This is a genomic window from Paenibacillus tabacirhizosphaerae (genome assembly GCF_040812395.1).
Classification (GTDB): domain Bacteria; phylum Bacillota; class Bacilli; order Paenibacillales; family NBRC-103111; genus Paenibacillus_E.
This window is the reverse complement of record NZ_JBFNXH010000003.1, coordinates 281927-307585: the sequence shown is the minus strand read 5'-3', so window position 1 is coordinate 307585 and position 25659 is coordinate 281927. Positions and strand designations below refer to the sequence as shown.

Genomic DNA, 25659 nt, shown 5'->3' with positions numbered 1-25659 from the left:
AATGAACCGACACCATGTAGAGGCTGTAATTTTTGATATGGATGGGGTGCTTGTTGATACGGAACCCTTATACTTCCAAATTGAGAAGGATTCGTTCCGACATTTCGGAATCGACGTAGACGAAAGCGAACACCACGGGTATGTGGGTGTTACGTTGGAGAATATGTGGCAGCAGATCATACATCGCCATGGCCTTGCAACTCCACTGGAAGAGGTGCTTCTGCATCATAAAAGCAATGTGGTGCAGTTCATTACCGCTTACGCCGATTTGCAACCGATTGTTCAGGTCGAATCTTGGATTCAGTGGCTGCAAGAACGCGATATCCCAATCACAGTGGCGTCATCATCATCTATTCGTTTAATCGACATCATTCTCAATAAAGCTGGTTTGAAGCCGTATTTCCCGAATGCCATAAGCGGCGAGCAAGTCATGCAAGGAAAGCCTGCACCGGATATCTTCCTGCATGCGGCAGCTGAGCTCGGCATAGCCCCTTCCAGATGCTTAGTCATTGAGGATTCGCATCATGGCGTCAAGGCGGCGAAAGCGGCGGGCATGCTCTGTATCGGTTACCAGAATCCCGGATCTGGCCTTCAAGATTTATCAGAAGCGGATTTCAGGATAAGGAGTTACGAGGAGATGCGGGATGTCACTAGACATTTTTCATGGAAAGTAGGCAGGCAAGCATGTTCAGAAAAGATGATTTTTACAAACAAGTAATTAAAATTGCCGTACCGGTAACTTTGCAAAGTCTGATTATGTCTTTGCTCTATTTGACCGATCAGCTGATGGTTGGACAGCTCGGTGATGTAGCCATTTCTTCTGTTGGCATGTCCACCAAAATTTATGGCATTATTTCAGTTGTATTAGCGGGGTTATCGACTGGCGTTTCCATCTATGCCGCCCAATTTTGGGGAAAAGGGGAAAAGAAGAGCGTCTCGCAAGTATTAGGTTTAGGCTTAATCGGGGGACTTGTGTTGTCGGTCCTATTTACTTTATTCGTATTCATTGTTCCAGAGTGGTTCCTTGGTTTGTTTACAACGGACGAACGGGTTACAGGAGATGGATCCATATTTCTGAAAATCGTCTCGCTTAGCTATGTGCCTATGATGTTGACGATGATGTTCTCGTCCATCTTACGCAGTACCGAACATGCGAAGCTGCCCATGGTTGTCAGTTTAATTACGGTGGGGCTTAACATTGTTTTAAATTATGGTTTGATTTTTGGTCACTTCGGCTTGCCGCAATGGGGACTGATGGGGTCGGCCGTAGCGACACTGATCGCCCGAATCGTGGAATGCTTGCTTATTATCGGGGCCGTTTACAAGTTCAGATTGCCAGGGTCTGTGGATTTGAAGTATTTATTCCTCATCCCTAAACCATTGTTTCAACAGTTTCTGAAAACAACCTATCCCATCATCTTAACCGAGCTGGTCTGGGTGCTTTCTGAAACGGTGTACGCGATGGTGTACAGCCGAATGGGCACTGCGGAGATGACTGCGATGACGATTACATTCCCGCTGCAGGGCTTGAGCGTTGGGTTGCTTTCAGGCTTGGCTAGCGCAGCCGGCGTCATTGTGGGTAACCGATTAGGAGCGGGCGATGAGAGTACGGCTATGGACTATGCCAAACGCCTTATTCGGTTAGGGATTCTGATTTCAATTGCGCTGGGACTCATCATAGCTGCCATATCTCCGTTTTATGTAGCGGCTTACCATATCTCAGAGGAAGCACACAGATTGGGGATGTACATTATCCTTGTCTTCGCTGGGTTTCTGTGGGTGAAAGTGGCGAACATGATTATTGCGGGAGGGATACTTAACAGCGGGGGGGACAGTAAGTTCGTATTCGGGATGGAATCGACAGCGAACTGGATAGTTGGCGTACCTTTAGCTGTTCTCATGTCTTTCGTTTGGAAGCAGCCTGTGTTTGTTGTTTATCTCGTTCTCTCGATTGAAGAGGTCGTACGGTTCGGCTTTGGCTTAACACGGATCTACTCCAAAAAGTGGATTCGCAATCTGGTTAAAGATATAGCGGCTTAATAAAAAACAATCCCAAACTCTAACGAGTTTGGGATTGTTTTTTTAAATTGCTCTCAAGACAGCGTAACCGAGTGCTGGTAGAGTAATTTGCAGCTGATTGGCTTTAGCGGCAATGGTTTCGTTCGTAAATTCGTTTTTCCATTGACCTTTTGTCACGGGGAGTAAGAGATCAGCGCTCTCTGTACCTCGATTTATGATAATCAAAAATTGATCTTTCTCATCTGAGCGTTCGTAAGCAATAATATGGCTTTGCTCCTCTGCTTGGAGGAAGGCTAGCTTCCCTGTTCGTAGGGTGGGATTAGCCAAACGAAGCCGGGTTATTGCTTTGAAAAACTGAAATAACTCCGTATCCTGCTTGGACTCATCCCATTCCATGCACTTCCGATTAGCTGGATCGTACCCGCCGTCCACCCCGATTTCATCGCCATAATAAATGCATGGGACACCGAGGTACGTATGCTGAAACAACGTTGCCAGCTTCACAAGCTCCTTATTGCCTCCAGAAAGTGACAAGATACGATGGGTGTCATGACTGCCCAACAGGTTGAAAGCGACCTCATTGACTTGCTGAGGGTAGCTGGAGAGCTGTGCGGATAATCGATGAGCGAGACTAGCGGCATCGATTCGATCGTTCAGGAAGAAATCATTCACCGCATTGGTGAACGGATAATTCATAATCGCGTCAAATTGATCACCTTGCAGCCATGGAAGGGAGTCATGCATGATTTCTCCTAAGATGTAAGCCTCAGGATTGACGGTTTTGACAATTTTGCGGAACTCCCGCCAGAAATGATGGTCAACCTCATTCGCAACATCCAATCTCCATCCATCAATCCCAACTTCTTCAATCCAGTAACGGGCAACATTCAATAAATACGCTATGACTTCAGGATGCTCTGTATTCAGTTTCGGCATAAGCGGTTCAAATGCGAACGTTTCATAAGTTGGAATACGATCAACAACACGAATTGGCCATTCTCGTACATGGAACCAATCCGCATAGCGTGATTGCGCACCTTTTTCGATACAATCCACAAATGGGGCAAATTGCTTGCCTGAGTGATTGAACACGGCATCAAGCAAAACACGGATTCCACGTTCATGGCAAGCTTTCACCAAAGCTTTCAACGTTTCATTAGTGCCGAATTGCGGATCAACCTGCATATAATCAGTCGTGTCGTATTTATGATTCGTTGTCGCGGCGAATAGAGGGTTGAAATAGATAGCGTTAACGCCAAGCTCGGTTAAGTGATCTAAATGGTCGATCACGCCCTGCAAATCGCCTCCGAAGAAATTCGTTGGCGTAGGCACACCGCCCCACGGTTCAACATTTGCCGGGGAAATCGAAGGATCGCCATTTGCGAAACGCTCCGGGAATATTTGATAGAAGATTGCATCTTTCACCCATGCAGGCGGTTCTATGACATCAACGGCATTGAGATAAGGAAAATCGAAAACGCCTTCATAGAAATTTTCAGGTTTATTATTGCTTATGCCTTTTTCTGATAAATAGATCGTTTCCTGAACATCGTGCAGGGCAAAATAATAAATGAGACGGCGGAAAGGTGGCTGAACTTCAGCTGTCCAGTAGTCGAACATGCTATCGGATACCCATAGAGACATAGGAACAACGTGATTGGTTTCCTCCCAGGCGTATTTGTCTCCGCAATGCAAATCGACGGAAGTCACGTCTCCTTTTTGAGTGCGGATACGGATGTGAATGGTTTGACGATCGTAAGCATAGGACCAATTTTGTTTTGCGCGATGATACACAGCATGTTTATTCATATATCATTCTCCTCTCGACATAAAAAAGGTACAATCCCGAATCGAAATCGATCGAGGTTGTACCCTTTGGCGGTAGCATTGCCTTTCAGCTTCTCCCATAATAACACAAAAAATAACGAAATTCAACGAGAAAACCGGTTTCCTAGTGAATTTCCACTCAAAAAATGAGCCTGAAGAGGAGGAAATAAATCGAGAACGCTAACGCAATAGAAATCGGAATTGTAATCACCCAAGTAATCAGCATGCGTCCGACAGTTGCCCACTGAACCTCATGGAAACGGAGCACGCTGCCTGTACCAATAATTGCTGAAGAAATAACATGTGTAGTGGATAGCGGTTTACCGATGTGTGTAGAGAATTGAATAACGATTGCGGATGTTAAATCCGCCGCAAAGCCATTGATCGGCTCGATTTTGACAATTTTGCCGGAAATGGTTTTAATAATCCGCCATCCGCCAATGGAAGTTCCGAGTCCCATGGCTAAAGCTGCCGCAATTTTAACCCACAGCGGTACGTTTAAATCTGTCTGATAGCCCGCTGCCACAAGTCCGAAGACGATGATGCCCATTGCTTTTTGAGCATCGTTTCCACCGTGGGAATAGGACAATAATCCGGCAGATAAAATTTGCAAAGTACGGAACATGCGATTTAATTTGGATCTTGAAGTATTTCCTGACCAAAGAATGATGTATTTGATAAGCACCATGATGAGATAACCGAGAGCGAATGCAATGATGGGCGACAAAATTAAAATGATAATAATCGACGTGAAGCCGCTCCAGTTAACAGCATGAATGCCTGCACCAGCAATAACGGCTCCTGCTAAGGCGCCAAGGAGCGTATGAGAAGATGAAGACGGTATGCCGAGATACCAAGTCAACAAATTCCAGATGATTGCTGCGAGTAGAGCGGCGATGACAATTTCCACACCATTTTCGATCTTGGCCGGATTTGCTATGCTTCCTCCGACGGTCTTGGCAACTTCCGAAGACACTACAGCCCCAACAAAGTTTAACGTAGCAGCCATCATAACCGCGATACGTGGACTTAATGCTCTGGTTGAAATGGATGTAGCAATTGCATTGGCCGTATCGTGAAATCCGTTGATGAAATCAAATAGCAATGCCAGGGCCACGATGACGATCAGATAGGTTAACATGATTTCCTCCTAAGAGTTTTCGCGAGAAAACTAGCGTCGTAAGCATAAAGCTGAGTTTCCTTCGTATGCAAGGCGCCACAGATGAGCCTTATGAATAGCGAAGAACCACGCTTTCAAGAATGTTAGCTACATCTTCACAGGCGTCAGTCGTTTCTTCTAGCCGTTCATAAATTTCTTTTAGCTTGAAATCCTCGTAGGGGTCTTTGCGAGCGATGAAAATTTGGCGAATTCCTTCGCGCATCAAGCGATCGCCATCGTTTTCGAGGCTGTTAATCGCTACCGTATGTTCGGGGATTTGCATATATTTTTTCTTAGCCAGCAATTTGAACGCATCCAGCATGTGCTGGCAGGAGTCCACAATGACGGCAGAAAATTCTTTCATATACGAATCTGTATAAGAAACGCTGAGATAGTCAAAACGCGCGATCGTCGCTTCAATGCCATCAGTCACGTCATCCAGCTTGGAAGCCAGCTCCATAATGTCTTCACGATCCAGAGGGGTAATGAACACTTTGTTCAAGCCTTTGAAAATTTCGTGCGTAATCGAGTCGCCTTCGTGTTCCAGATCATTAATAGCTTTGACGTACTCGACAGGCGGTTTGTCCCCCATCATGGCAGTTCGAAACAATTGCGCCGTCTTGAGTCCATTCTCAGCTGAGCGGATTAATAGCTGCAAAAAATCGATCTCGCCTTTTTTCGTGAATAGCGTTGTCATAAATGCCTCCTAAATTTTTCTATATGTACAAGATTTTGATCGAATTTACAACATAATTAGACCAAATTGTAGAAAAAACTCACGGAATTAAAAATATCATAATATATCTATTGAAAGCAACGTTAATTCGGTGTCATTTTACAATTTCTCAACATATCGGAGTTTCTTGATTTTACTAGCCCGAAGTTGTACAGTTGGAAAAGCAGATCTTATCTATATAATGAGCAGAGAGAGGAAACTTTAGTATGAAAAAAACATTAATTACGAACGGAATATTTATTTCAACTAATGAAGAAAAAAATTCAGTTAAAGGCTGCATGGTCATAGAAGGCGACCGTATTACATACATAGGTGAGCAAGCACCTGAACCGAAAGAAAATTATGATGAGTTGATTGATGGGACGAATAAGCTTTATATGCCGGGTCTTGTTAATACGCACGGCCATGCGGCCATGTCATTGCTCCGTGGTTATGGCGACGATCTCGCTCTGCAGATTTGGCTGGAAGAGAAAATGTGGCCGATGGAAGCGAAGTTCAGCTCCCAGGACGTGAAATGGGGTACGCTGCTTTCCATTGTCGAGATGATAAAAGGCGGAACGACGACTATTGTCGACATGTACGATCATATGCATGAGGTGGCAAAGGGCATTGAACAATCAGGGATGCGCGGCGTACTGACCCGCGGGGTGATCGGGTTATGTCCTCCTGATGTGCAAGATGCCAAGCTGAAAGAAGCAATTGAATTTGCACAAAGCTGGCATGGTCAAGCGAATGGACGTATTACTGCAATGATGTCTCCACATGCGCCTTATACATGTCCGCCCGACTATATTGAACGAATTGTGCAAGCAGCGCATGATTTGAACTTGCCGATTCATACGCATATGTCGGAAACAAGCCGCGAAGTTCAAGCGAATGTGGATCAATACGGTCTTCGACCTGTCGCTCACTTGGAGAAACTCGGCGTATTCTCAAGACCGACGCTAGTTGCGCATGGCGTGCACCTCACAGATGAAGAAATCCAACTTTTAAAACAATACGATGTGCGCGTCTCGCATAATCCAGGAAGCAACCTGAAGCTTGCCAGCGGTGTTGCCCGAGTGCCTGAACTGCTGCGTGCCGGTGTGAAAGTATCGCTAGGAACAGATGGCGCAGCATCCAACAACAATTTGGACATGTTTGAAGAAATGCGTCTTGCTGCTTTAATTCATAAAGGCGTATCAGGTGATCCTACAGCTGTTCCTGCCGCTGAAGCACTTCAGATGGGCACTGTGATGGGGGCAGAATCTATTTGGCTGCAGGATGTGGGGCAGCTCTCGCCAGGGATGAAGGCTGATTTTATCGCGTTGGATATCGATCAACCGCATTTCTTGCCGAAAACCGATTTTGTTTCACATATTGTTTACTCTGCTTCAGCAAATGATGTAGTTGATGTGTGCGTAGACGGAAATTGGATCGTTCAAAAAGGCGTATGTTTGACGCTGGATGAAGAAAAAATCAAACGAGAGTTTGAGCAATGCTTTAATAAATTGATTGGATAAACGTCATTTTGAGAGGAGAGCGGTTAGTGAATTGGAAAAGAACAGTGGCGCTCAGTGTATTCATCTTATTAACACTTGGTGTTGTTCTGAGCCGCTTTTACTTGGACGTTCAGAATGAACATTGGGATGAGAACAGTAAGGCTGTTGAAATTGCGTATGAAAAGTCGATTCTGACAAAAGCTAGCCGAGTGGAATCGTTCTATGGCGATGATCCTTTTAAGATTATCTATGGTGAAGATAAAGTCGGTCAATCTGTTTTAGTTTGGGTTTATGGCAATGATGTCCATACAGAAATGACTGATGATGCATTTACCGAAGCGCAGGTGCGTGAATTGATGCTGAAAAAAGGACTCGACTATCAGGTGCAGCGCGTGCTTCCAGGAAAGCTAGGCAATGTCTACGTGTGGGAAGTCTTCTATAAAAAGCAGGACGAGACCGGCACGAGATATTTCTATGATTATTATAATTTTAAAGATGGCACTTATATGGATACGTATCGACTCAGCTTGCAATAGGCTGAGTTTTTTTATGTTTCCACTCTTTTCATAGGGCAATCATCTATACTGAATGATATACTAGGCGTATAGCAAAAGCGACGAGTTAACAAAATAGATTATAGAAAGGGGGACGTTGTCTGATGAAGCTACGTCTCTTACCTGTTGTCCTGAGTGTGATTGTCTCTTCCGCAGTATTATTCGGTGGTTGGTTTGCATATACAAGTCTAGCTATGGAAAATCCTTTATCTGATATCATCGGCAAAGCTCCCGGTGTGGTAAGCTCTACGATGAAGTTTGACAGCAATGAAGTGAATATTGATTTGACTTTAAAACCTGACGCGAATTTACGTGATATTGTGAATCAAATTCAAACGGAGGGTTCGTCTGTTATCGGCAAACGTACGATCCATGTTGAAGTGACGGGAACCCCATCTGCAAAGCTTGAAGCATGGTGGTCGAAAGCTCTATTTGAGGTTGCACAAGCGATGGAAACGAAGCATTATGCGGATATTCCGGCTACATTGCAGAAATATGCGGCAGATGTTCCGAATATGAAAGTGGATAGTGAAATGGACAATTCGTATGTCTATATACGGCTCTCGGATGGTGAATCAACGAAATTCGTAATGCTCCCTAGATCTTCTCAGATAGGAGTGTGGCCGAATGAGTAAAATTTATAAAGAAATAGGAATTGGTTTTGTTCCCGTTCTTCTCATTTTCTTAGCCTTTGTAGGCGTGAATGTGATTCCTTTGTTGTTTGTGGCCGTGCTGGGGGTTTCGTTGTTTTTTATGATTCGGAGCCGCGGCGGTGTCGGCATTTCGGCAGGCGGCAGCGATCGGAAAAGTAAAAATCGAACGCCATCTTATTTAACTTTCGACGAAATCGGCGGTCAAGACCGTGCCAAACGAGAATTGATGGAAGCACTCGATTTTCTGATTAAGCATGATCAGATTAAACAGTTAGGAATTCGCCCTTTGAAAGGGATTCTGTTAACAGGTCCTCCGGGAACTGGGAAAACGTTGATGGCGAAAGCAGCCGCACACTATACGAACTCGGTCTATATGGCTGCATCCGGCAGTGAATTCGTTGAAATGTACGTTGGCGTTGGTGCAAGCCGTGTACGTGATCTATTTAAAGAAGCGCGCACTCGTGCTGCGAAAGAAGGTAAAGAGAGCGCGATTATTTTCATTGATGAGATTGATGTCATTGGCGGTAAACGCGATGGCGGGCAGCACCGTGAATATGATCAAACGTTGAATCAATTGTTGACCGAAATGGACGGTATTCATACGACAGATGCGCCGCGCATTCTGATTATGGCTGCGACGAATCGGAAGGAAATGCTGGACAGCGCATTATTGCGTCCGGGCCGTTTCGACCGCCACATCGATGTGGATTTACCTGATAAAAAAGGCCGCTTGTCCATCCTTGATATTCACGTGAAGAATAAACCGCTTGCGGCACAAGTTTCCTTGGATGCCATAGCGGAACAAACCTTCGGATTTTCCGGAGCCCAGTTGGAAAGTGTACTGAATGAAGCGGCTATTTATGCGCTGCGTGAAGAAAAGTCTGAAATTGAGCAGCAGCATCTTGCGTCGGCCATTGATAAAGTGATGATGGGCGAAAGAACAGACAAGGAAGCAACTCGGGAAGAGAAAGAGCGAGTAGCCTATCATGAGCTTGGACATGCGATTGTCGCAGAACTCGTTCGTCCCGGAAGTGTCTCTCAAGTAACGGTCAGCCCTCGCGGGAAAGCATTGGGATATGTCCGGCATAATCCGCCTCAAGATCATTATTTATATACGAAGGATTATATCGAAGAGCAGATTATGATTGCATTAGGCGGAGCAGCGGCTGAAGAGATTTTCTACGGAGGCCGCAGTACAGGCTCGCGCAATGATTTTGAACAAGCGTTATCGATGGTTCGCAATATGATGGATTCCGGATTAACAGCACTAGGCATTATGGATCGTGAGATGGTAACGAAAGATCAGCTCATGAAAGAGAACACGGCGATCATGGATGCGCTCATGCTGCGCACCAAAGAACTGCTGGAACAGCAGCGCCGCGTGTTTGACCATTCTTTTGATATTTTGATGAAAGAGGAAGTGCTCTCCGGAAATTCATTCCGCAAGTTATTAGAAATGCAAGTTGCTGAAACTGCATAAGCATGACCGCTGACCCAAGAGTCAGCGGTTTATTTTTTTGCCGGCATGTTCGTGCCCAAAATGTGTCGAAGTTTTGAAATGCTCATGAATTTTTGCGTATTCGGATGAAATGCCGGTACAAAACTAGTATGATAATAATGAGTTAGAGATCATAAATCAGTGCTGTGGACATAGACAACTTGAAGTGGAGAAGGAGAAACGAGCATGGCATTCAAAACGATTGGGGTAGTAGGCGGAGGCACGATGGGGCAGGGGATCGCCGAGATGCTTGCAGCGAGAGGCATGGAAGTGCTGCTTGTTGAAAAAACAGAAGAAAAAGCGGATCGCGCATTAGCCATGATTACGGCCAGCCTGGATAAACAATTAGAGCGTTGGGCATTGACAGAAGCTGAGAAAAAGTTGATTTTGTTAAAAATCAAAACAACAATTTCGCTTCAGGAAATGGCAACCTGCGATATGGTCATTGAGACAATTACGGAAGATTTAAATGCAAAAAAACACGTGTTTTTTCAACTCAACCAAATCTGTCCACCGTCAATCATTTTAGCCAGCAATACGTCTACCTTAAGTGTCACGGAAATTGCAGCCGTTACAACGAGTCCCGAGCGGATTATCGGCCTTCATTTTCTACATCCTGTTGCAAAGATTGATTTGGTCGAAATTATTAGAGCCATGAAAACATCGGATGAAACTTTTGCTCAAACACGCAACTTTGTGGATGAGTTGATTCAGAAAAAAAGCATTAAAGTGAATGAATCGCCCGGGTTCATTACAACCAGGTTAATTTGCACGCTAATTAACGAAGCCTTGCATACGCTCTCAGAAGGCGTTGCTTCTGCAGAAGATATCGATAATGCGATGCGTCTTGGCTATGATTTCCGTTATGGACCGCTGGAAATGTGCGACCGCTTTGGATTGGACTCTGTTCATTCCGCGCTGGATGGGATGTTTCGCGACTTCGGAGACATTAAATACCGCCCTTCTTTTTTATTGAAGCAAATGGTTCGCGCAGGACATTTAGGTGTGAAAACAGGCGAGGGCTTTTTCCGCTATAATAAGGATGGTGATCGTCTATGAACATCCTGGTCATTAACGCGGGGAGTTCCTCGCTCAAATATCAGTTATTTAATATGCAAGATGTATCCGTTCTCGCGAAAGGTAAAGTGGAGAGAATCGGCATGGAAACTGCGATTTTGACCCATGAGCCGACGAACAAGGCCGAGGTGACTGAGGTTAGTGAAATCCTGGAACACACTTCGGCGATTCGCAAAGTGCTGGACAAGCTCGTACATCGCGAACATGGCGTTCTGAGCTCCGTTCAGGAGATCGACGCCGTTGGCCATCGCGTAGTGCACGGCGGCGAATCGTTCAAGAGCTCCGTCATCGTCGATGATGCGGTGAAGCGGGAGATCAAGCGGCTCTTCGATCTCGCGCCGCTGCACAATCCGGCGCATATGCTTGGCATCGCGGCGGTGGAGGCCAATATGCCTGACGTGCCGCAGGTCGTCGTATTCGATACCGCCTTCCATCAGTCGATGCCGGCGCAAGCTTACCTCTACCCGGTGCCGATGGCGCTGTACCGGAAGCACAAAGTGCGCCGCTATGGCTTTCATGGCACCTCGCACCAGTATGTGAGCGAGCGCGCCGCGCTCTTCCTTAACCGCCCATTGGAGCAGCTTAAAGTCGTCACCTGCCATATCGGCAATGGGGCCAGCTGCACCGCTATTCAAGGCGGTAAATCGGTCGATACGAGCATGGGAATGACTCCACTCGAAGGGCTTATGATGGGTACGCGCAGCGGCGATCTAGACCCTGCCATCGTGCCTTATGCGATGGGCAAGGAGGATCTGACGATGAGCGAGATCAGCTCCATGTTGAACAAGCACAGCGGGCTGCAAGCGATCTCCGGCATCAGCAGCGATATGCGGGAGATTGTAGAGGCACTTGAAGCGGGCGATAAGAATGCCCAGCTTGCTTTTGATATGTACGAATATCGGCTACGCAAATATATCGGAGCATATGCTGCTGCGATGAATGGCATCGATGCTATTGTGTTTACCGCTGGAGTCGGCGAAAATTCCGAGCTGCTTCGCGAAACCGTTTGCAATCATTTGTCATTTCTTGGCATCGAATTTGATACGGAAGCAAACCGAATGGGCAGAGGGCAGGAACGACGCATTTCCAAGGCGGGCTCGAAGGTTGAGGTACTGGTCATCCCAACGAACGAAGAATGGATGATTGCGCGCGATACGTATGCCTTGGTGCAGGAGCAAGCGAACTGATTCTTTTGTGGAAATAGTGTACAATAAAGATGAGGTTCAAAAACCGGATGTTCCGGGTGTTACAGGAGGCTTGAAAGTTAGATGAAGTGTACGATTCGTGAGGTTAAGCATCATGTTGGCGAGTCGGTGACGATTGGCTGTTGGCTGAACAAGAAGCGCTCAAGCGGGAAAATTCAATTCCTCCAACTGCGCGACGGTTCCGGATATATGCAAGGCGTAGTCGTAAAAAGCGATGTCAGCGAAGAAGTTTGGGATGCTGCATCCAAGTTAACGCAAGAAAGCTCCTTGTTCGTAACAGGCACGGTGAAAGAGGATACGCGCAGTAAAGGCGGATTCGAACTTGATGTGTCAGGCTTGGAAATCATTCAGATCACTGAGGATTATCCGATTTCGCCGAAAGAACATGGGGTCGATTTCCTGATGGATAACCGCCATCTTTGGATTCGCAGCCCTCGTCAACGAGCGGTTCTCGTAATACGCGCCCAAATTATTCAGGCGGTGCAGCAGTTTTTCAATGAGCGCGGATTCCATCTCGTGGATCCCCCGATTTTGACGCCATCCTCGTGCGAGGGGACAACGAATTTGTTCCACACAAAGTATTTTGATGAGGATGCCTTTCTGACACAAAGCGGTCAACTGTATATGGAAGCGGCGGCAATGGCGCTTGGGCGCGTGTATTCGTTCGGTCCGACATTCCGTGCTGAGAAATCCAAAACGCGCCGCCATCTCATCGAATTTTGGATGATAGAGCCGGAAATGGCGTTCGTGAATCACGAAGAAAATCTGGACATTCAAGAGCAGTTTGTTTCTCACATCGTGCAAACGGTGCTGGCCAACTGTGCACAGGAGCTTGAAACGTTGGAGCGCGATACATCCAAGCTGGAGAAAATTAAAGGCAGTTTCCCGCGTCTTACCTACGACGAAGCTGTTGCATTTCTCAAAGCGAATGGACATGAATTCGAATGGGGCGAAGATTTCGGTGCGCCGCATGAAACAGCTATCGCGGCGCAATATGAGACGCCTGTGTTCATTACCCATTGGCCGACGGAAATCAAAGCGTTCTACATGAAACCGGATCCAAATCGTCCAGAGGTCGTACTTTGCGCAGATATGATAGCGCCGGAAGGCTACGGAGAAATTATCGGAGGCAGTCAGCGAATCGACGATCCTGAACTGATGGAGCAGCGCTTCGCGGAGCATGAACTATCGAAAGAAGCGTATCAATGGTACCTTGATCTGCGCAAATACGGTACTGTGCCGCATTCCGGATTCGGACTAGGACTTGAACGGACGGTTGCCTGGATTTGCGGTTTGGATCATGTACGCGAAACGATTCCGTTCCCACGTCTTCTATATCGCCTGTACCCGTAGACGTTTTTATCAACCACTGGTAAAAAGGGAGGGGTTCAGATGAGTAGACAGGATACACAGCTTAAATTACTGGAATCAGCCCTTATCATTGGCTTGAAAGAGGGCAGTGTTGCGGTGCCGACGCTTCTATTGAAGAATTACCGGCTGCTAAAGCTGAGTGAAATCGAAGTAATGACGATTATTCAATTGATTTCCTTTTTGGAAAAAGAGAAGTATGACTTTCCAACCATCGAGGAAATTCAAGCGCGTATGTCAGCATCGCCAGACCAAGTCATTGCAAGCTTGCAAAAGCTGCTCAACGAGCAGTTCATTACGATTGATGAAGAGACAGAGGCAGCCACGGGGATGCGGTATGAGAGGTACAATTTGTTGCCGCTGCATCAGAAGTTGGCTCAGCTCCTTATCGAGCAGGAAACCTTAGCAGCGAAACGTGTGCCTATTCATGCGGATACCGCTGCGAAGGATATTTACACCACTTTTGAAAAAGAATTTGCGCGTCCGTTAACGCCCATGGAATTGGAAACAATCAGCGGTTGGCTGGATAAAGATCTATACCGGGAAGAGCTGATTCTGACAGCGCTAAAGGAAGCCGTCTTTGCCGGCAAAGTGTACTTTCGTTACATCGACCGGATTTTACTGGAGTGGAGCCGAAATCGGGTGGCGACCGTGGAACAAGCGAAAGAGTATTCGCAGCGTTTCCGACAGTCTCGGTAGAAAAGAAAACGTCCTATTTTCCAGAAATGGAAGGTAGGACGTTTTTTTAACAACATGTTTAAATCCTTTACAGAACTAAAACGTTAGGGATACCCTTTCTAAATGTAAGTGTATTATGTCGTCAGGTATGGTGTGTGACGAGCTCACAGAGCGGACAGATTCACCACGCATCGTGTGGTAGGAGCATTTGATAGGATGGATGTAGAAGATCTGGAAGTGCCACAGCTGGTTTGAGTATTGAAATATCGCCTCTATCGGCGATAGGTCGTCTTTTTGCATGGATGAGTGGAACGTGGGTGCGTTAAGAGGCGGTATTTTCGGTTGTGGGGACATTTTGCGGAACTACCGTGCGTTATGAGCAGGAAATGCTGGGTTGTTGGCACAGTATCGCTCATTTAACGCACCCTAGTTCCGCTTCAGGGGGAGAAAAGGGACATTACCGCGGAATAAGACATCGTAGTTCCGTCGATATCGCTGTGCATGGGGAATAGGCGGTCCGGAAGTACCTCCTCCGGTTTCCTTGCGAATCTCGCGGAGGCGAGTTGTCCCCGGAATCTTGAATCTTACAGGGGTGTTCATTAGGAAAACTGGATGGAAGACAGGGTAGTTAAAGGGAAGTAGAAGACAGCACGAAGTAGAACAGAAAAGGGAAAGGGGTGGAATAGCGATAGCGGATGGAACCCCTTTCCCTTTTCCCTCCCCATGCTCAAACGTATGGGTTTAGACAAAAACCTGAGGCACAAACCTCAGGTTTTTCGTCTTTCTAAAAGATAAGAATTGAAATGCGCTCATCGAAATTCAGCATTATTTATGCAATAAATGGGAGTGGTACACATATTCGAACAGGAATTCAAAGGCTTCCAAATGACGCTTCGCCTCGAAAGCGTTAGCGCCCCAAGCATAAATGCCGTGGTTGCGAAGAACAATCCCTGGAATACGAGGGACAATAGCGCCTTCCACTAATTCAGCAATCCGAGGGATTTCAGCGTAGTTTGGCAAAATTGGAATTTCGATCTGAATATCCTCTTCCCAGATATTGAATGCCTTAATAAGCTCAACGCCTTTGACGGGAATGCTTTTGCGCTCTGCATACAATTCAGATATCAGGTTATTAAAAATCGTATGAACATGAAAAATAGCGCCCGCGCCTGTTAACCGATAGATTTCACTATGAATTAACGTCTCGGCGGATGGTTTTAAGCTTGTCGCATCGGTAGGCTGGCCTTTCTCATTGACTAGCAGGAAATCCTCCGGCGTTTGTACCGATTTATCTTTGCCACTTGAGGTGATAGCAAACGTAAAGGCGTCAGGCTCGAAGCCGCCTACGCGAATAGACAGATTGCCGCTCGTTGCAGGAAACCAGCCTCTTGCGGCCAAATTTGCTTTAATATCACGCAGCTGCGCGAATGCGCGCTGTTTTTCTTCCAATAGAATACTCATGCTACCGGTTCAGCCTCCAGTTGTTTCATTATATCAAAGAACGTATCAAAAGCGTGATACGGATAATTCAGCTGCTCACACATCTCGATCAGATGGGATCTCGCGAATATGGTATCCACAAGCTTTGCCCCTTCAAAGTCGGTGATGCTGTCACCAATAATAATGCGTTCATATTGCTTGGAGTCGTAGGAACGTATGATGCTCGTTTTGCACATTCCGCAGTCGGTGCGGCAATGCTCGTCACAGCGGTTTGGCCATAAAATTTCAATGGTGCTGCCCTCGAACGAGCTGGCATTGCAATAGATATGATTCGTTGGTATCCCAAATGGTTGAAGCAGCGGATATATGAAGAAATCGATGCCTCCGCTCGTAATGAGCAGCGTGATGTTTTGCTCTTTGCAGAACGAGACAAACTCGCCGAATCCATCGCGGATTTTGGCATTGCCAATGGCATAATCGACGATTTCCTTCTTGCGGGATGTCGGCAGGAGGGCGAACATCGCGCCAACGCCTTCACGAATGGAAATTTTTTTGTCAAGCAGTTGCTGAACCAGTGCATCCCAGCCTGGGGGGTTAAAATGTTTCATAATCGCCACGATGTTATCGTTGACGGTGATCGTGCCGTCAAAGTCGCAAAAGATGATGCGCTGCTTGCTCATTCTTTATTCCCCCAAGTGTCAATAGCGGTTTGTAACTCTGGATGTGTCAGGGCAAATTCGCGCAAGGTAATTCCTTGCAGGCTCGCGTCAATCGCTTGACGGAAAGCGCGCCCACCGGCAATAGTGCCAAGCGGATGGCCGTGGATGCCGCCGCCTGCGTTCACCACAACATCGCCGCCGAAGTCTCGCAGGATGAGAGGGACAAGTCCAGGGTGTATCCCGGCAGAAGGCACAGGGAAGCTTGCAGCAAGCTTTAATGCGGCACCAGCAGCAGCTCCATACGCATAATCCTGCTGCAGATCGCTGGTCAGCAACGCGTGTTTGATGGCGAGGTTTTCTTCTCTCGGCATGACCACGGATCCGTACGGAGAAGGGAAAAGCACTAAGTCCGCACCGGCGAGCCGCATTAATTTTCCGAGCAAAACAGATGCAGACATGCCGTAATGCGGAGACGGATACGTAGCTCCAGCCATGGCAGGATGCGCCATAATAGGAATTGTTATTTCCGGGTCCGAGCTTAATTCATGCAGGACATCGAATCCATAGGCAAGTACGTTGAAAAGCAAGGCATTTGCGCCTGCGTTTATTGCTCGCTTGGCTTGCGCGGCCAGCTTGAACGTCGGACCGGTCAAATTGACCGCATAGAGCAGCTTCTGACCGGTTTCTCTGGTTGCTTGCGCAGCTGCGTCCAGACAAACTTCGATGCGTTTCTCCAGTGGAGTTAACGGATTTTCAAACAAAATTTCGTCGTCTTTGATTAGATCAACACCGCCGGCGGCCTGCAAATAAAATTGTTCTCGCAGCGCGGGCAGGTCATAACCGACAACGGATTTGAAAATACTCATGAGCAGTGGGCGATCGTGTACGCCGAGAAGGTCCCGTACGCCCTGCATACCGAATTTAGGGCCTGCAAATCCAGCAAGAAAATCGGAAGAGAAGGACAAATCAATTAGCTTGATTTTGCCATCCATGGATAGTTTTCCGAATACGGTAACCAGCAAAGCAGGGATATCACGGCTGAAATTAACATCCGGATAAGCAATTTGAATGTCTGCGTAGCGTTCGGATGGACCTTGTCCTGCAACAGGTTCGTGCACCTCAACGGAAACGACCTTGCCCAAGTGTTTTTCCATCTGCGCTTTTTGCGTTTCAGGAAGTTCTGTCCAACTACCTACGGTGAGACCGATTGCGATGCCGTTTGCCTTTTTATGAAAATCGGCTTTCTCATCGAAAGCGCGGTATGTGGCTAAGCAATAATTACTCATTCTATTCACCTGCCTAATAGGAGTAGGGGTTATTTCACATGCTGTCGATTATGATTGCACACTTGAACTGGGTGCAGCTGCGATTTGTTCACCCATTTCTTTGGTGCGATCTGCGGAACGGAAAACAGCGCGCTCGATGCCTTCGGCGAACTGGTAGCGGTCAAGAACTTCGATCGCAGCTTGTGTGGAGCCGTTCGGCGAAGTGACCTTCCGGCGCAGCTCGGCTGGGTCTTCTTGGGTGATCTGCACCATGTGGGCAGCGCCTAACACGGTTTGCAGCGTTAATTTTCGGGCATTTTCTTCGGTGAGGCCACCTTCGATACCGGCTTTTGTCATAGCCTCCATGAAATAGTACACATATGCGGGGCCGCTGCCTGACAAGCCTGTTACAATTTCAATTTTTGATTCTTCTACAATGCTGACGATACCAACGGCTTCAAACATTTGCGTTGCCAGTTGTCGCAGCGGCTCATTCACGGCAGTGGAGAAGCTCATTCCGGTAGCGCCAAGACCAATCGTACTGGATGTATTTGGCATTGTTCTTACGATCGGCATACGCGTTTGCAGCAGATGTTCAATCTTGGCAATGGATAAACCGGCGATAACGGACACAAGCAGCTGTTTTTCGTTAAGAAGCGGCTGCAAATCCGCAAAAGAAGCTTCCACATCTTTGGGTTTCATGCAAAGCACGACAACATCGGCTTCTCGAATGTAGGCTTCTCTTGTGGCAGCGTCAGAAGTTGTATGGACGCCGTACTCGGAGCGGATATGCTCCATTCTTGCTTGATTGGAACGATTCATCACATATATATGCTGAGGTGTGGCGACTTCGCGTTCGATCAGCCCGCGGAAGATCGCTTCTGCCATGGAGCCTGCTCCGACAAAGGCAATTTTAGCTTGAGATAAGGTTAAAGACATCGATCTGAACCTCCTTGGGGTGTGTTATTCTCGTATTTGGCCGCTTCCATAGACGCGGAATTTCGTTGATGTGAGGGCAGGCAGTCCCATAGGCCCGCGAGCGTGCAGCTTTTGTGTAGAAATGCCGATTTCAGCGCCAAAACCGAATTCAAAGCCGTCTGTGAAACGCGTCGACGCATTGTGATACACGGCAGCCGCATCAACTTCCTGCAGGAACCGTTCGGCATTAGCGGCATTCTCTGTCACAATGCACTCGGAATGCATGGTGCCATACATACGAATATGAGTGATAGCTTCATCAAGATTACGCACAATTTTAACCGAAAGGATATAATCTCCATACTCGGTGCCCCAATCATCAGCCTCGGCAACTTTCATAGAAGGAACTAGGGCTCTAGAGCGGTCATCGCCTCTTAGCTCGACATGAACGTTTTGAAAGGCGTCTGCCAGCGCTTTTAAATGTTGATCAGCAAAAGCTTCATGAACGATCATGGTTTCCATGGCATTGCAAACAGATGGACGCTGCGCTTTAGCATTTACAGCAATACGGATAGCCATGTCCAACTGCGCGCTTTCGTCTATAAAAGTATGACATACACCAGCGCCTGTTTCAATGACAGGAACCGATGCGTTATTGACAACATTTTGTATGAGAGAGTGTCCGCCTCTAGGAATGAGAACATCGATAAGGCCATTCAGCTTCAACATTTCATCTACGGATGAGCGGTCGGAACTAAGAATGAGCTGCAGCGCATCGACAGGGATCGAGGAGCGGCTTAGCGCTTCCTGGAGCACTTGAATAATTTTTTCATTTGAAAATAAAGCGGAAGATCCGCCGCGCAGGACAACCGCATTGCCGGTTTTCAGGCATAATCCCGCAGCATCAACCGTAACATTTGGCCTTGCTTCATAAATAATGCCGATAACGCCCAGCGGAACCCGAAGTTTTTGAATGCGCAGGCCATTGGGACGCTCGAACGACTCTAGCGTATCCCCGATTGGATCGGGAAGCTCGGTAATTTGGCGAAGCCCCTCTGCCATAGCGGCGATTCTGTTTTCATTGAGTGCGAGACGATCCAGTAAGGAAGCGCTCGTGCCGGATTCCTTGCCGCGCTGCAAATCCTTCGCATTAGCTTCTATAATGGCTTGCTGCTCAGTCACCAGTGCATCTGCCATGAGAAGCAAGGCTTCGTTTTTCTGCTTGGTTGTCAGGTTGCCCATGGATTGGGCGGCTTGCTTGGCAAGCTTAGATTTTTGTACAACTTCACTCATCGGTTTTTCCTCCATATGTGAAAAATGATTGACAGTGCACGAGTAAGCTATGAAGCTGAAGCTCGTACTGTTCTATATTTAAAAGGAACTACAGTACGCTATTGTGAGCTAAACGGACTTGTTGAAAGAATTGGCGGAACATGAGTGCGTTATTGCAGGCAAAAACAAGGATTTCTGCATCAAAATCTTGGAATAACGCATCATAGTTCCGCGAAATGACCATGAATATGGCTTAATGACTTAATAACGCACTCAATTTCCTTTAAACCTTGAATAATTAAGAAGGAATTACCCAAACCACTCAAGGCAGAGGAATCCATTCGTCCCTGTGGATCACTTCAATACGAACAACCTCGAGGCGTTTCTGCACCTCGTCGGTCGATAAACCAGCGGCGGCTTGCAGCTGCCAAGCCGCGTAGTTGACGACACCGCGGCCGAGCAGCGTGTTGTCAGTGCTAACCACCTCGACGACATCGCCGGGGTGGAACTCGCCCTCAACGGCGGTGATGCCGGCGGGGAGCAGGCTCTTGCCGCCATCGACGAGCGCCGCCTTGGCGCCTTGATCGACGATGATTCGCCCTTGGGGGAGCGAATGGTAGCCCACCCACTGCTTTTTGACCGGCAGGTTATCCATCGCCGTGTCAAAATAAGTGCCCTTGCCACGGTCGTCCACGGCAAGCTGCAGGTCATAGGGCTCGACTACGCGCCCTATGAAGACCGGCACGCCCCCGCGCATCGCGATGCGGGCGGCTTCGACTTTGGAGCGCATGCCGCCTGTGCCGACCGCGCTCCCAGAGCCGCCAGCGAAGCTGAACAGCTCATCGCTGATGGCGTCAACGCGCTCGATGCGCTGCGCACTCGCGTTTTTGCGGGGGTCGTCGGTGTATAGACCGTCCATATCTGTAATAATGATCAATCTGCTGGCTTTGACCAGATTACCGACCAGTGCCGACAACGTGTCGTTGTCGCCGAACTTGAGCTCGCCCACCGATACGGTGTCGTTCTCGTTGATAATCGGGACGACGCCGCGTTGCAGCAGTTCGTCGATGGTCATCAGCGCGTTTTGCACACGCTTGCGGTTGGAGAAATCGTAGCGCGTCAGCAGTATTTGCGCGACGCCAACACCATGCGAGGCAAACGCCTCGTGGTACGCCTGCATGAGCAGTGCTTGGCCGACCGCGGCTGCGGCTTGCTTCTCGTGAAGCGCCTTTGGCCGCGTACGATAGCCGAGGGAGGTGAAGCCTGCGGCAACGGCGCCGGATGTAACGAGCAGCACTTGGTTGCCGTCCTTCTGGAGGCGCGCAAGCTCCGCAGCAAAAAAACGAATTTTATCCGGATTGAGCCCGCCTGTATCTGAAGTTAAAGAGCTGCTGCCGATTTTGACGACGATGCGCCTAGTCATAACAATCCCATCCTTTTGATTCCAAATATGTAAATGAAAAAAGACTTCCGTCCTCATAACATAAGGACGAAAGTCTGTAGCTTCCGCGGTACCACCTTAGATTGGCGCATGCTGAAAAGGCTGCACCCAACTTTAGATTCCCTATATAACAGCAGGGGGCTGTTCAACTCATCGTTGACCGTTCAGGGGCGGGTTCGGAATCGGTTCACGGTAAGCTCTCTCAGCCGGTGGAGCTTACTCTCTGCGCGTGCAGCACGCTTCCTACTATTCCCATCATAACGTTGCGATATGAAAGCCATTTGCAGGCTCCCTTTTTTATTCTATCTAGAATAGCACGCGGTACAAGCCTTTGTAAAGGATCGGCTGCCCCGCTCATTGTTAATTTTTAATTAAACAAATTCAGCTTACCGATTCGCTGCACCGCTTCTTCCAAGCGGTCTTCCGTCGAAAGCAGCCCGAGTCTGACATAACCTTCGCCATGCGCTCCAAAACCTACGCCTGGAGCAACTACAACCTTTGCTTCTTGCAGCAGCAGGTCTGAAAGGCTCGTTGAGGTATGACCTTTCGGCACAGGCAGCCAAGAGAAGAAGGAGCCCTGCGACGGGGTTGCTTTCCAGCCGATGCTGGTCAGGGACGTGTAGAGCGCATTGCGGCGGCTTTCGTAAACATCGCGCAGCTCTGTCACGCAATCTTGCGGACCGGTTAGCGCTGTCGTCGCTGCAACCTGGATACCGCCGAAGAGCGAGCAGTAATAATGATCCTGCATCAAGTTGATCAAACGAATAATTTCGCGGTTGCCTAGCGCAAATCCAACGCGCCAGCCAGCCATGTTGTAAGTTTTGGAAAGGGTGTAGAACTCTACGCCCACTTCTTTCGCTCCTGGCGTTGACAGAAAGCTTACAGGCTTTTGACCGTCAAATCCGATCGCGCCGTAAGCGAAATCGCTAGCAACAACGACGCCGTGCTTATGCGCGAAGTCGACGGTTTCCTGATAGAAAGAAGCGGGAGCGGTTGCGCCAGTCGGATTGTTCGGATAATTAATGAACATCAGCTTCGCACGTTTCAAGTCGTCTTCCTTCAGAACGGAATAGTCGGGCAAATAGTTGTTGTCTTCTTTGAGCGGCATGAACGCCATTTCGGCGCCGGCAAGTGCGACGCCTGACCAATAATCAGGATAACCGGGATCGGGAACGAGACAAACGTCTCCAGGATTGAGCAGACACTGGGCGATCTCGATCAACCCTGTTTTGCCGCCAAAAAGAATAGCGACCTCGGTTTCTGGGTCTAGATCGACGTTATGATCTTCTTTATAACTCTGAGCAACCGCCTGTTTCAAAAACGGAAATCCGCTGAAAGGTGGATACTTATGGTAAAGAGGATTTGCGGCAGCTTCCTGCATGGATTGAACAATATGCGGGGGCGTCGGACGGTCTGGATTGCCCTGACCCAAATTGATCACATCATGCCCTTGGGCGATCTGTTCGTTAGCTTTGCGCACGAGTGTCGCAAAAAATTGTGTCGGAAGTCCCTGCATGCGATCCGCTGGCTGTATGGAAAAAGGGGTTTGCGTACGAGATAAGTTGTTCACGAGTCAAATCACACTCCGTAGGTCGGGATTTACATAATACCATTAATATACCATGATTCTATTAATTTATCATAATGGGAAAATTCTTAGTAGTTATAACAACCCTGATGACGAAAAACTTTTTTTCAAGCTGATTCAAAAAATCAATCCCACACGTTTAATCCTAATTGAGTTCATCGCGCAATTCGTCTAAAATAGTAGAAAAAATAGTTTGCTAATTGGAAGGAGTCCTCGCTATGAAGGACACACATACACTGCATATTGCTCTTATTCAAATGGATATCGCCATCGGTGATCCGGATACGAACTACACACGATTGAATAAGCTTCTGACTGAAGCCGTTTCTGCGGAAGTGAAACCGGATGTCATTGTATTTCCCGAGATGTGGAACACGGGCTATGCCTTGACGGAGATTCATCATTTAGCGGACCAGGACGGGGCGCGTACGAAAGCTTTTTTAAGTGAATTTGCCCAGAAACATAGCGTCAACCTCATCGGAGGCTCTATTGCCGATAAAAGAGGGGATCAGGTGTTGAATACCATTTATGCGTTCGACCGCCAAGGCCAAGAAATTGCCGAGTACTCCAAAATACACCTGTTTCGCCTCATGGATGAAGAAAAGTTTCTGCATAGCGGTGATCAACTCGGCCGATTTGAACTGGAAGGCGTACCGGCAGGCGCGATGATCTGTTACGATATTCGCTTCCCCGAGTTAGCGCGCAAATTAGCGCTGGATGGCGCGAGAATCTTATTCGTGCCGGCCGAATGGCCGCATCCGAGGCTGCATCATTGGCGTACGCTGCTCATGGCAAGAGCGATTGAGAATCAAATGTATGTCGTCTCTTGCAATCGCGTAGGCACAAGCGGTACGACAAACTTTTTCGGTCATTCCATGGTCATCGATCCTTGGGGTGAAGTGCTTGTCGAGGGCGATGAGCGTGAAGCCGTCCTGCATGCAACGATTGATTTGAATGAGGTTGTGCGCGTGCGCGGAAAGATTCCTGTTTTCGAGGATCGTCGTCCTCATTTGTATTAGGCTTTTTGTGAAATTGTTATGAAATAACAAACATCATTTGATTTTTTTTTTGTTTTTCTGTACACTAAAGCCAATTGCATGACAATTGTGGCTGTGATGGATGAATAGTACTTGAAACCCTTCATGTTCAGCGAGCTGGGGACGGTGAGAGCCCAGAGATGAATTTCAAGGAAAAGGCAATTCGGAGCCAATTCGATAAAGGGGATGCGCGGGTAGGATTCAGCGTATCAACTAGGGTGGAACCGCGGGTGCGTAAGGCTCTCGTCCCTAGGCATTTTTGATGCCTTTGGATGATGAGTCTTTTTTTGCGCTCACCACCCGGGGCGGAGTTACCGGTCGACAGACCCATTTTGCTTAGATGAAGGAGAATTGTGGCATGAGTGTTACTATGGAGCAAGTCGTAGCGTTAGCGAAACACAGAGGTTTTGTATTTCCAGGATCCGAGGTATACGGCGGTTTGGCGAACACATGGGATTACGGTCCGCTTGGCGTCGAATTGAAAAATAACATCAAGCGCGCTTGGTGGAAAAAATTTATTCAGGAATCCCCATACAACGTAGGGCTCGACGCGGCGATTTTGATGAACCCGCAAGCTTGGGTTGCTTCCGGTCACGTGGGCAACTTCAACGATCCAATGATCGACTGTAAACAGTGTAAAGCACGCCATCGCGCCGACAAATTGATCGAAGGTAAACTGGCTGAAAAAGATATCGAGATCATCGTCGATGGCATGACTTTTGACCAAATGGCTGATCTTATCAAGGAACACGATATTGTTTGCCCGGATTGCGGCAGCAAGGATTTCACGGATATTCGCCAATTCAACTTGATGTTCAAAACGTTCCAAGGCGTGACAGAGTCAAGCGCCAATACAGTTTACCTGCGTCCTGAAACCGCACAAGGTATTTTCGTGAACTTCAAAAACGTGCAGCGGACGATGCGCAAAAAGCTGCCTTTCGGTATCGGCCAAATCGGTAAAAGCTTCCGCAACGAAATCACGCCCGGGAACTTTACGTTCCGTACACGTGAGTTTGAACAAATGGAGCTAGAATTTTTCTGCAAACCAGGCGAAGATTTGAAATGGTTTGAGTATTGGAGAAGCTTCTGCCATAACTGGCTGCTTTCCTTAGGCGCGAATCCGGACAATCTCCGATTGCGCGACCACAATGACGATGAGTTGTCCCATTATAGTAATGCGACTACCGATATCGAGTACAAATTCCCATTCGGCTGGGGCGAGCTATGGGGTATCGCGGACCGCACAGACTTTGATTTGAAACAGCATATGGAGCATTCCGGCGAAGATTTCAACTATATCGATCAAGAGACGAACGAGCGTTATATTCCTTATTGTATCGAGCCTTCACTTGGTGCGGATCGCGTTACTTTAGCGCTATTGATCGATGCATTCGAGGAGCAACAGTTGGAAGGCGATGACAGCCGTACGGTGCTTCGTTTCCATCCGGCACTTGCGCCGATCAAAGCAGCCGTATTCCCGCTGTCGAAGAAGCTGGCCGAAGGCGCTCAGGCTGTATTCGCAGATCTTGCGAAGCACTTTATGGTCGATTATGACGATGCAGGTTCGATTGGCAAACGTTACCGTCGCCATGACGAAGTCGGAACGCCATTCTGCATTACGTATGACTTTGAGTCCGAAACAGATGGTCAAGTTACTGTTCGTGACCGTGACACCATGGAACAAACGCGTATGCCGATTAGCGAACTCAAAGCGTTCATCGAAAGCAAATTGCAGTTCTAATTGTAAAAAAACAACCCCCTATATTCACGCGGTCAAGCGCGCG

22 protein-coding genes are annotated in these 25659 nt (G+C 47.7%); 12 read left to right on the top strand and 10 right to left on the bottom strand.

All coding sequences use genetic code 11. The features are described 5' to 3' along the window. Position 1: 1 nt before the first annotated feature. Positions 2-718 (top strand): HAD family hydrolase, encoded by a 717-nt coding sequence (locus ABRS97_RS07125; RefSeq protein ID WP_367812389.1) that lies wholly within the window; start codon positions 2-4, stop codon positions 716-718. Continuing rightward, complete coding sequence (locus ABRS97_RS07120) at positions 685-2040, top strand: MATE family efflux transporter (RefSeq protein WP_367812387.1); 1356 nt, start codon at positions 685-687, stop codon at positions 2038-2040. Before ABRS97_RS07125 ends, ABRS97_RS07120 begins: the two co-directional genes overlap by 34 nt. 42 nt (positions 2041-2082) lie before the next feature. On the opposite strand, the gene ABRS97_RS07115 is transcribed toward ABRS97_RS07120, so the two are convergent. The 3 genes from ABRS97_RS07115 to ABRS97_RS07105 form a co-directional block, all read right to left on the bottom strand. Then, positions 2083-3828 carry an alpha-glycosidase gene (locus ABRS97_RS07115; protein ID WP_367812386.1) on the bottom strand — a complete coding sequence of 582 codons (1746 nt, stop codon included), beginning with the start codon at positions 3826-3828 and terminating at the stop codon, positions 2083-2085. A gap of 157 nt (positions 3829-3985) precedes the next feature. Then, positions 3986-4987 carry an inorganic phosphate transporter gene (locus ABRS97_RS07110; protein ID WP_367812385.1) on the bottom strand — a complete coding sequence of 334 codons (1002 nt, stop codon included), beginning with the start codon at positions 4985-4987 and terminating at the stop codon, positions 3986-3988. Positions 4988-5075: 88 nt separating this feature from the next. Next, positions 5076-5702, bottom strand: coding sequence for a DUF47 domain-containing protein (locus ABRS97_RS07105; protein ID WP_367812384.1), 627 nt, complete (start codon positions 5700-5702; stop codon positions 5076-5078). A 245-nt stretch (positions 5703-5947) separates the two neighbouring features. Here ABRS97_RS07105 and ABRS97_RS07100 point away from each other — a divergent pair, with 245 nt between their 5' ends. The 8 genes from ABRS97_RS07100 (at position 5948) to ABRS97_RS07065 (ending at position 14276) form a co-directional block, all read left to right on the top strand. Next, a complete protein-coding gene (locus ABRS97_RS07100; protein ID WP_367812382.1) occupies positions 5948-7243 on the top strand; it encodes an amidohydrolase in 1296 nt (431 codons plus the stop codon). A 26-nt stretch (positions 7244-7269) separates the two neighbouring features. Further along, complete coding sequence (locus ABRS97_RS07095; protein WP_367812380.1) at positions 7270-7758, top strand: cell wall elongation regulator TseB-like domain-containing protein; 489 nt, start codon at positions 7270-7272, stop codon at positions 7756-7758. A 122-nt stretch (positions 7759-7880) separates the two neighbouring features. Further along, positions 7881-8411 carry a hypothetical protein gene (locus ABRS97_RS07090; protein WP_367812378.1) on the top strand — a complete coding sequence of 177 codons (531 nt, stop codon included), beginning with the start codon at positions 7881-7883 and terminating at the stop codon, positions 8409-8411. After that, positions 8404-9909 (top strand): AAA family ATPase, encoded by a 1506-nt coding sequence (locus tag ABRS97_RS07085; RefSeq protein WP_367812376.1) that lies wholly within the window; start codon positions 8404-8406, stop codon positions 9907-9909. The genes ABRS97_RS07090 and ABRS97_RS07085 overlap by 8 nt, the downstream gene beginning before the upstream one ends. A 204-nt stretch (positions 9910-10113) precedes the next feature. After that, a complete protein-coding gene (locus tag ABRS97_RS07080) occupies positions 10114-10986 on the top strand; it encodes a 3-hydroxyacyl-CoA dehydrogenase family protein (protein WP_367812374.1) in 873 nt (290 codons plus the stop codon). Beyond that, entirely contained in the window at positions 10983-12191 is a 1209-nt protein-coding gene (locus ABRS97_RS07075) for an acetate kinase (RefSeq protein WP_367812372.1), read from the top strand. The genes ABRS97_RS07080 and ABRS97_RS07075 overlap by 4 nt, the downstream gene beginning before the upstream one ends. Positions 12192-12272: 81 nt before the next feature. Further along, a complete protein-coding gene (gene asnS, locus ABRS97_RS07070; RefSeq protein WP_367812371.1) occupies positions 12273-13562 on the top strand; it encodes an asparagine--tRNA ligase in 1290 nt (429 codons plus the stop codon). A 39-nt stretch (positions 13563-13601) separates the two neighbouring features. Beyond that, positions 13602-14276: a DnaD domain-containing protein gene (locus ABRS97_RS07065; RefSeq protein WP_367812369.1), complete on the top strand. Its 675-nt coding sequence runs from the start codon at positions 13602-13604 to the stop codon at positions 14274-14276. Positions 14277-15080: 804 nt separating this feature from the next. Here the strand turns inward: ABRS97_RS07065 and ABRS97_RS07060 are convergent. The 7 genes from ABRS97_RS07060 to ABRS97_RS07030 all read right to left on the bottom strand — a co-directional run bounded on the left by ABRS97_RS07060 (position 15081) and on the right by ABRS97_RS07030 (position 22820). Next, on the bottom strand, positions 15081-15716 hold the full coding sequence (locus tag ABRS97_RS07060) for a methylthioribulose 1-phosphate dehydratase (protein WP_367812367.1): 636 nt from the start codon (positions 15714-15716) through the stop codon (positions 15081-15083). Next, positions 15713-16375: a 2-hydroxy-3-keto-5-methylthiopentenyl-1-phosphate phosphatase gene (locus ABRS97_RS07055; RefSeq protein WP_367812365.1), complete on the bottom strand. Its 663-nt coding sequence runs from the start codon at positions 16373-16375 to the stop codon at positions 15713-15715. The genes ABRS97_RS07060 and ABRS97_RS07055 overlap by 4 nt, the downstream gene beginning before the upstream one ends. Beyond that, positions 16372-17640 carry a 2,3-diketo-5-methylthiopentyl-1-phosphate enolase gene (locus ABRS97_RS07050; protein ID WP_367812363.1) on the bottom strand — a complete coding sequence of 423 codons (1269 nt, stop codon included), beginning with the start codon at positions 17638-17640 and terminating at the stop codon, positions 16372-16374. The genes ABRS97_RS07055 and ABRS97_RS07050 overlap by 4 nt, the downstream gene beginning before the upstream one ends. Positions 17641-17688: 48 nt before the next feature. Then, on the bottom strand, positions 17689-18558 hold the full coding sequence (proC, locus tag ABRS97_RS07045; protein ID WP_367812361.1) for a pyrroline-5-carboxylate reductase: 870 nt from the start codon (positions 18556-18558) through the stop codon (positions 17689-17691). A 24-nt stretch (positions 18559-18582) separates the two neighbouring features. Beyond that, complete coding sequence (locus ABRS97_RS07040) at positions 18583-19845, bottom strand: glutamate-5-semialdehyde dehydrogenase (RefSeq protein WP_367812359.1); 1263 nt, start codon at positions 19843-19845, stop codon at positions 18583-18585. A 286-nt stretch (positions 19846-20131) separates the two neighbouring features. Further along, complete coding sequence (proB, locus tag ABRS97_RS07035) at positions 20132-21232, bottom strand: glutamate 5-kinase (RefSeq protein ID WP_367812357.1); 1101 nt, start codon at positions 21230-21232, stop codon at positions 20132-20134. A 385-nt stretch (positions 21233-21617) separates the two neighbouring features. After that, entirely contained in the window at positions 21618-22820 is a 1203-nt protein-coding gene (locus tag ABRS97_RS07030) for a pyridoxal phosphate-dependent aminotransferase (protein WP_367812355.1), read from the bottom strand. A gap of 236 nt (positions 22821-23056) precedes the next feature. Between ABRS97_RS07030 and ABRS97_RS07025 the strand changes: the two genes are divergently transcribed. Both ABRS97_RS07025 and ABRS97_RS07020 read left to right on the top strand, forming a co-directional pair. Next, positions 23057-23857, top strand: coding sequence for a carbon-nitrogen family hydrolase (locus ABRS97_RS07025; protein WP_367812353.1), 801 nt, complete (start codon positions 23057-23059; stop codon positions 23855-23857). A gap of 376 nt (positions 23858-24233) precedes the next feature. Then, positions 24234-25616 (top strand): glycine--tRNA ligase, encoded by a 1383-nt coding sequence (locus tag ABRS97_RS07020; RefSeq protein ID WP_367812351.1) that lies wholly within the window; start codon positions 24234-24236, stop codon positions 25614-25616. Positions 25617-25659: the final 43 nt, after the last annotated feature.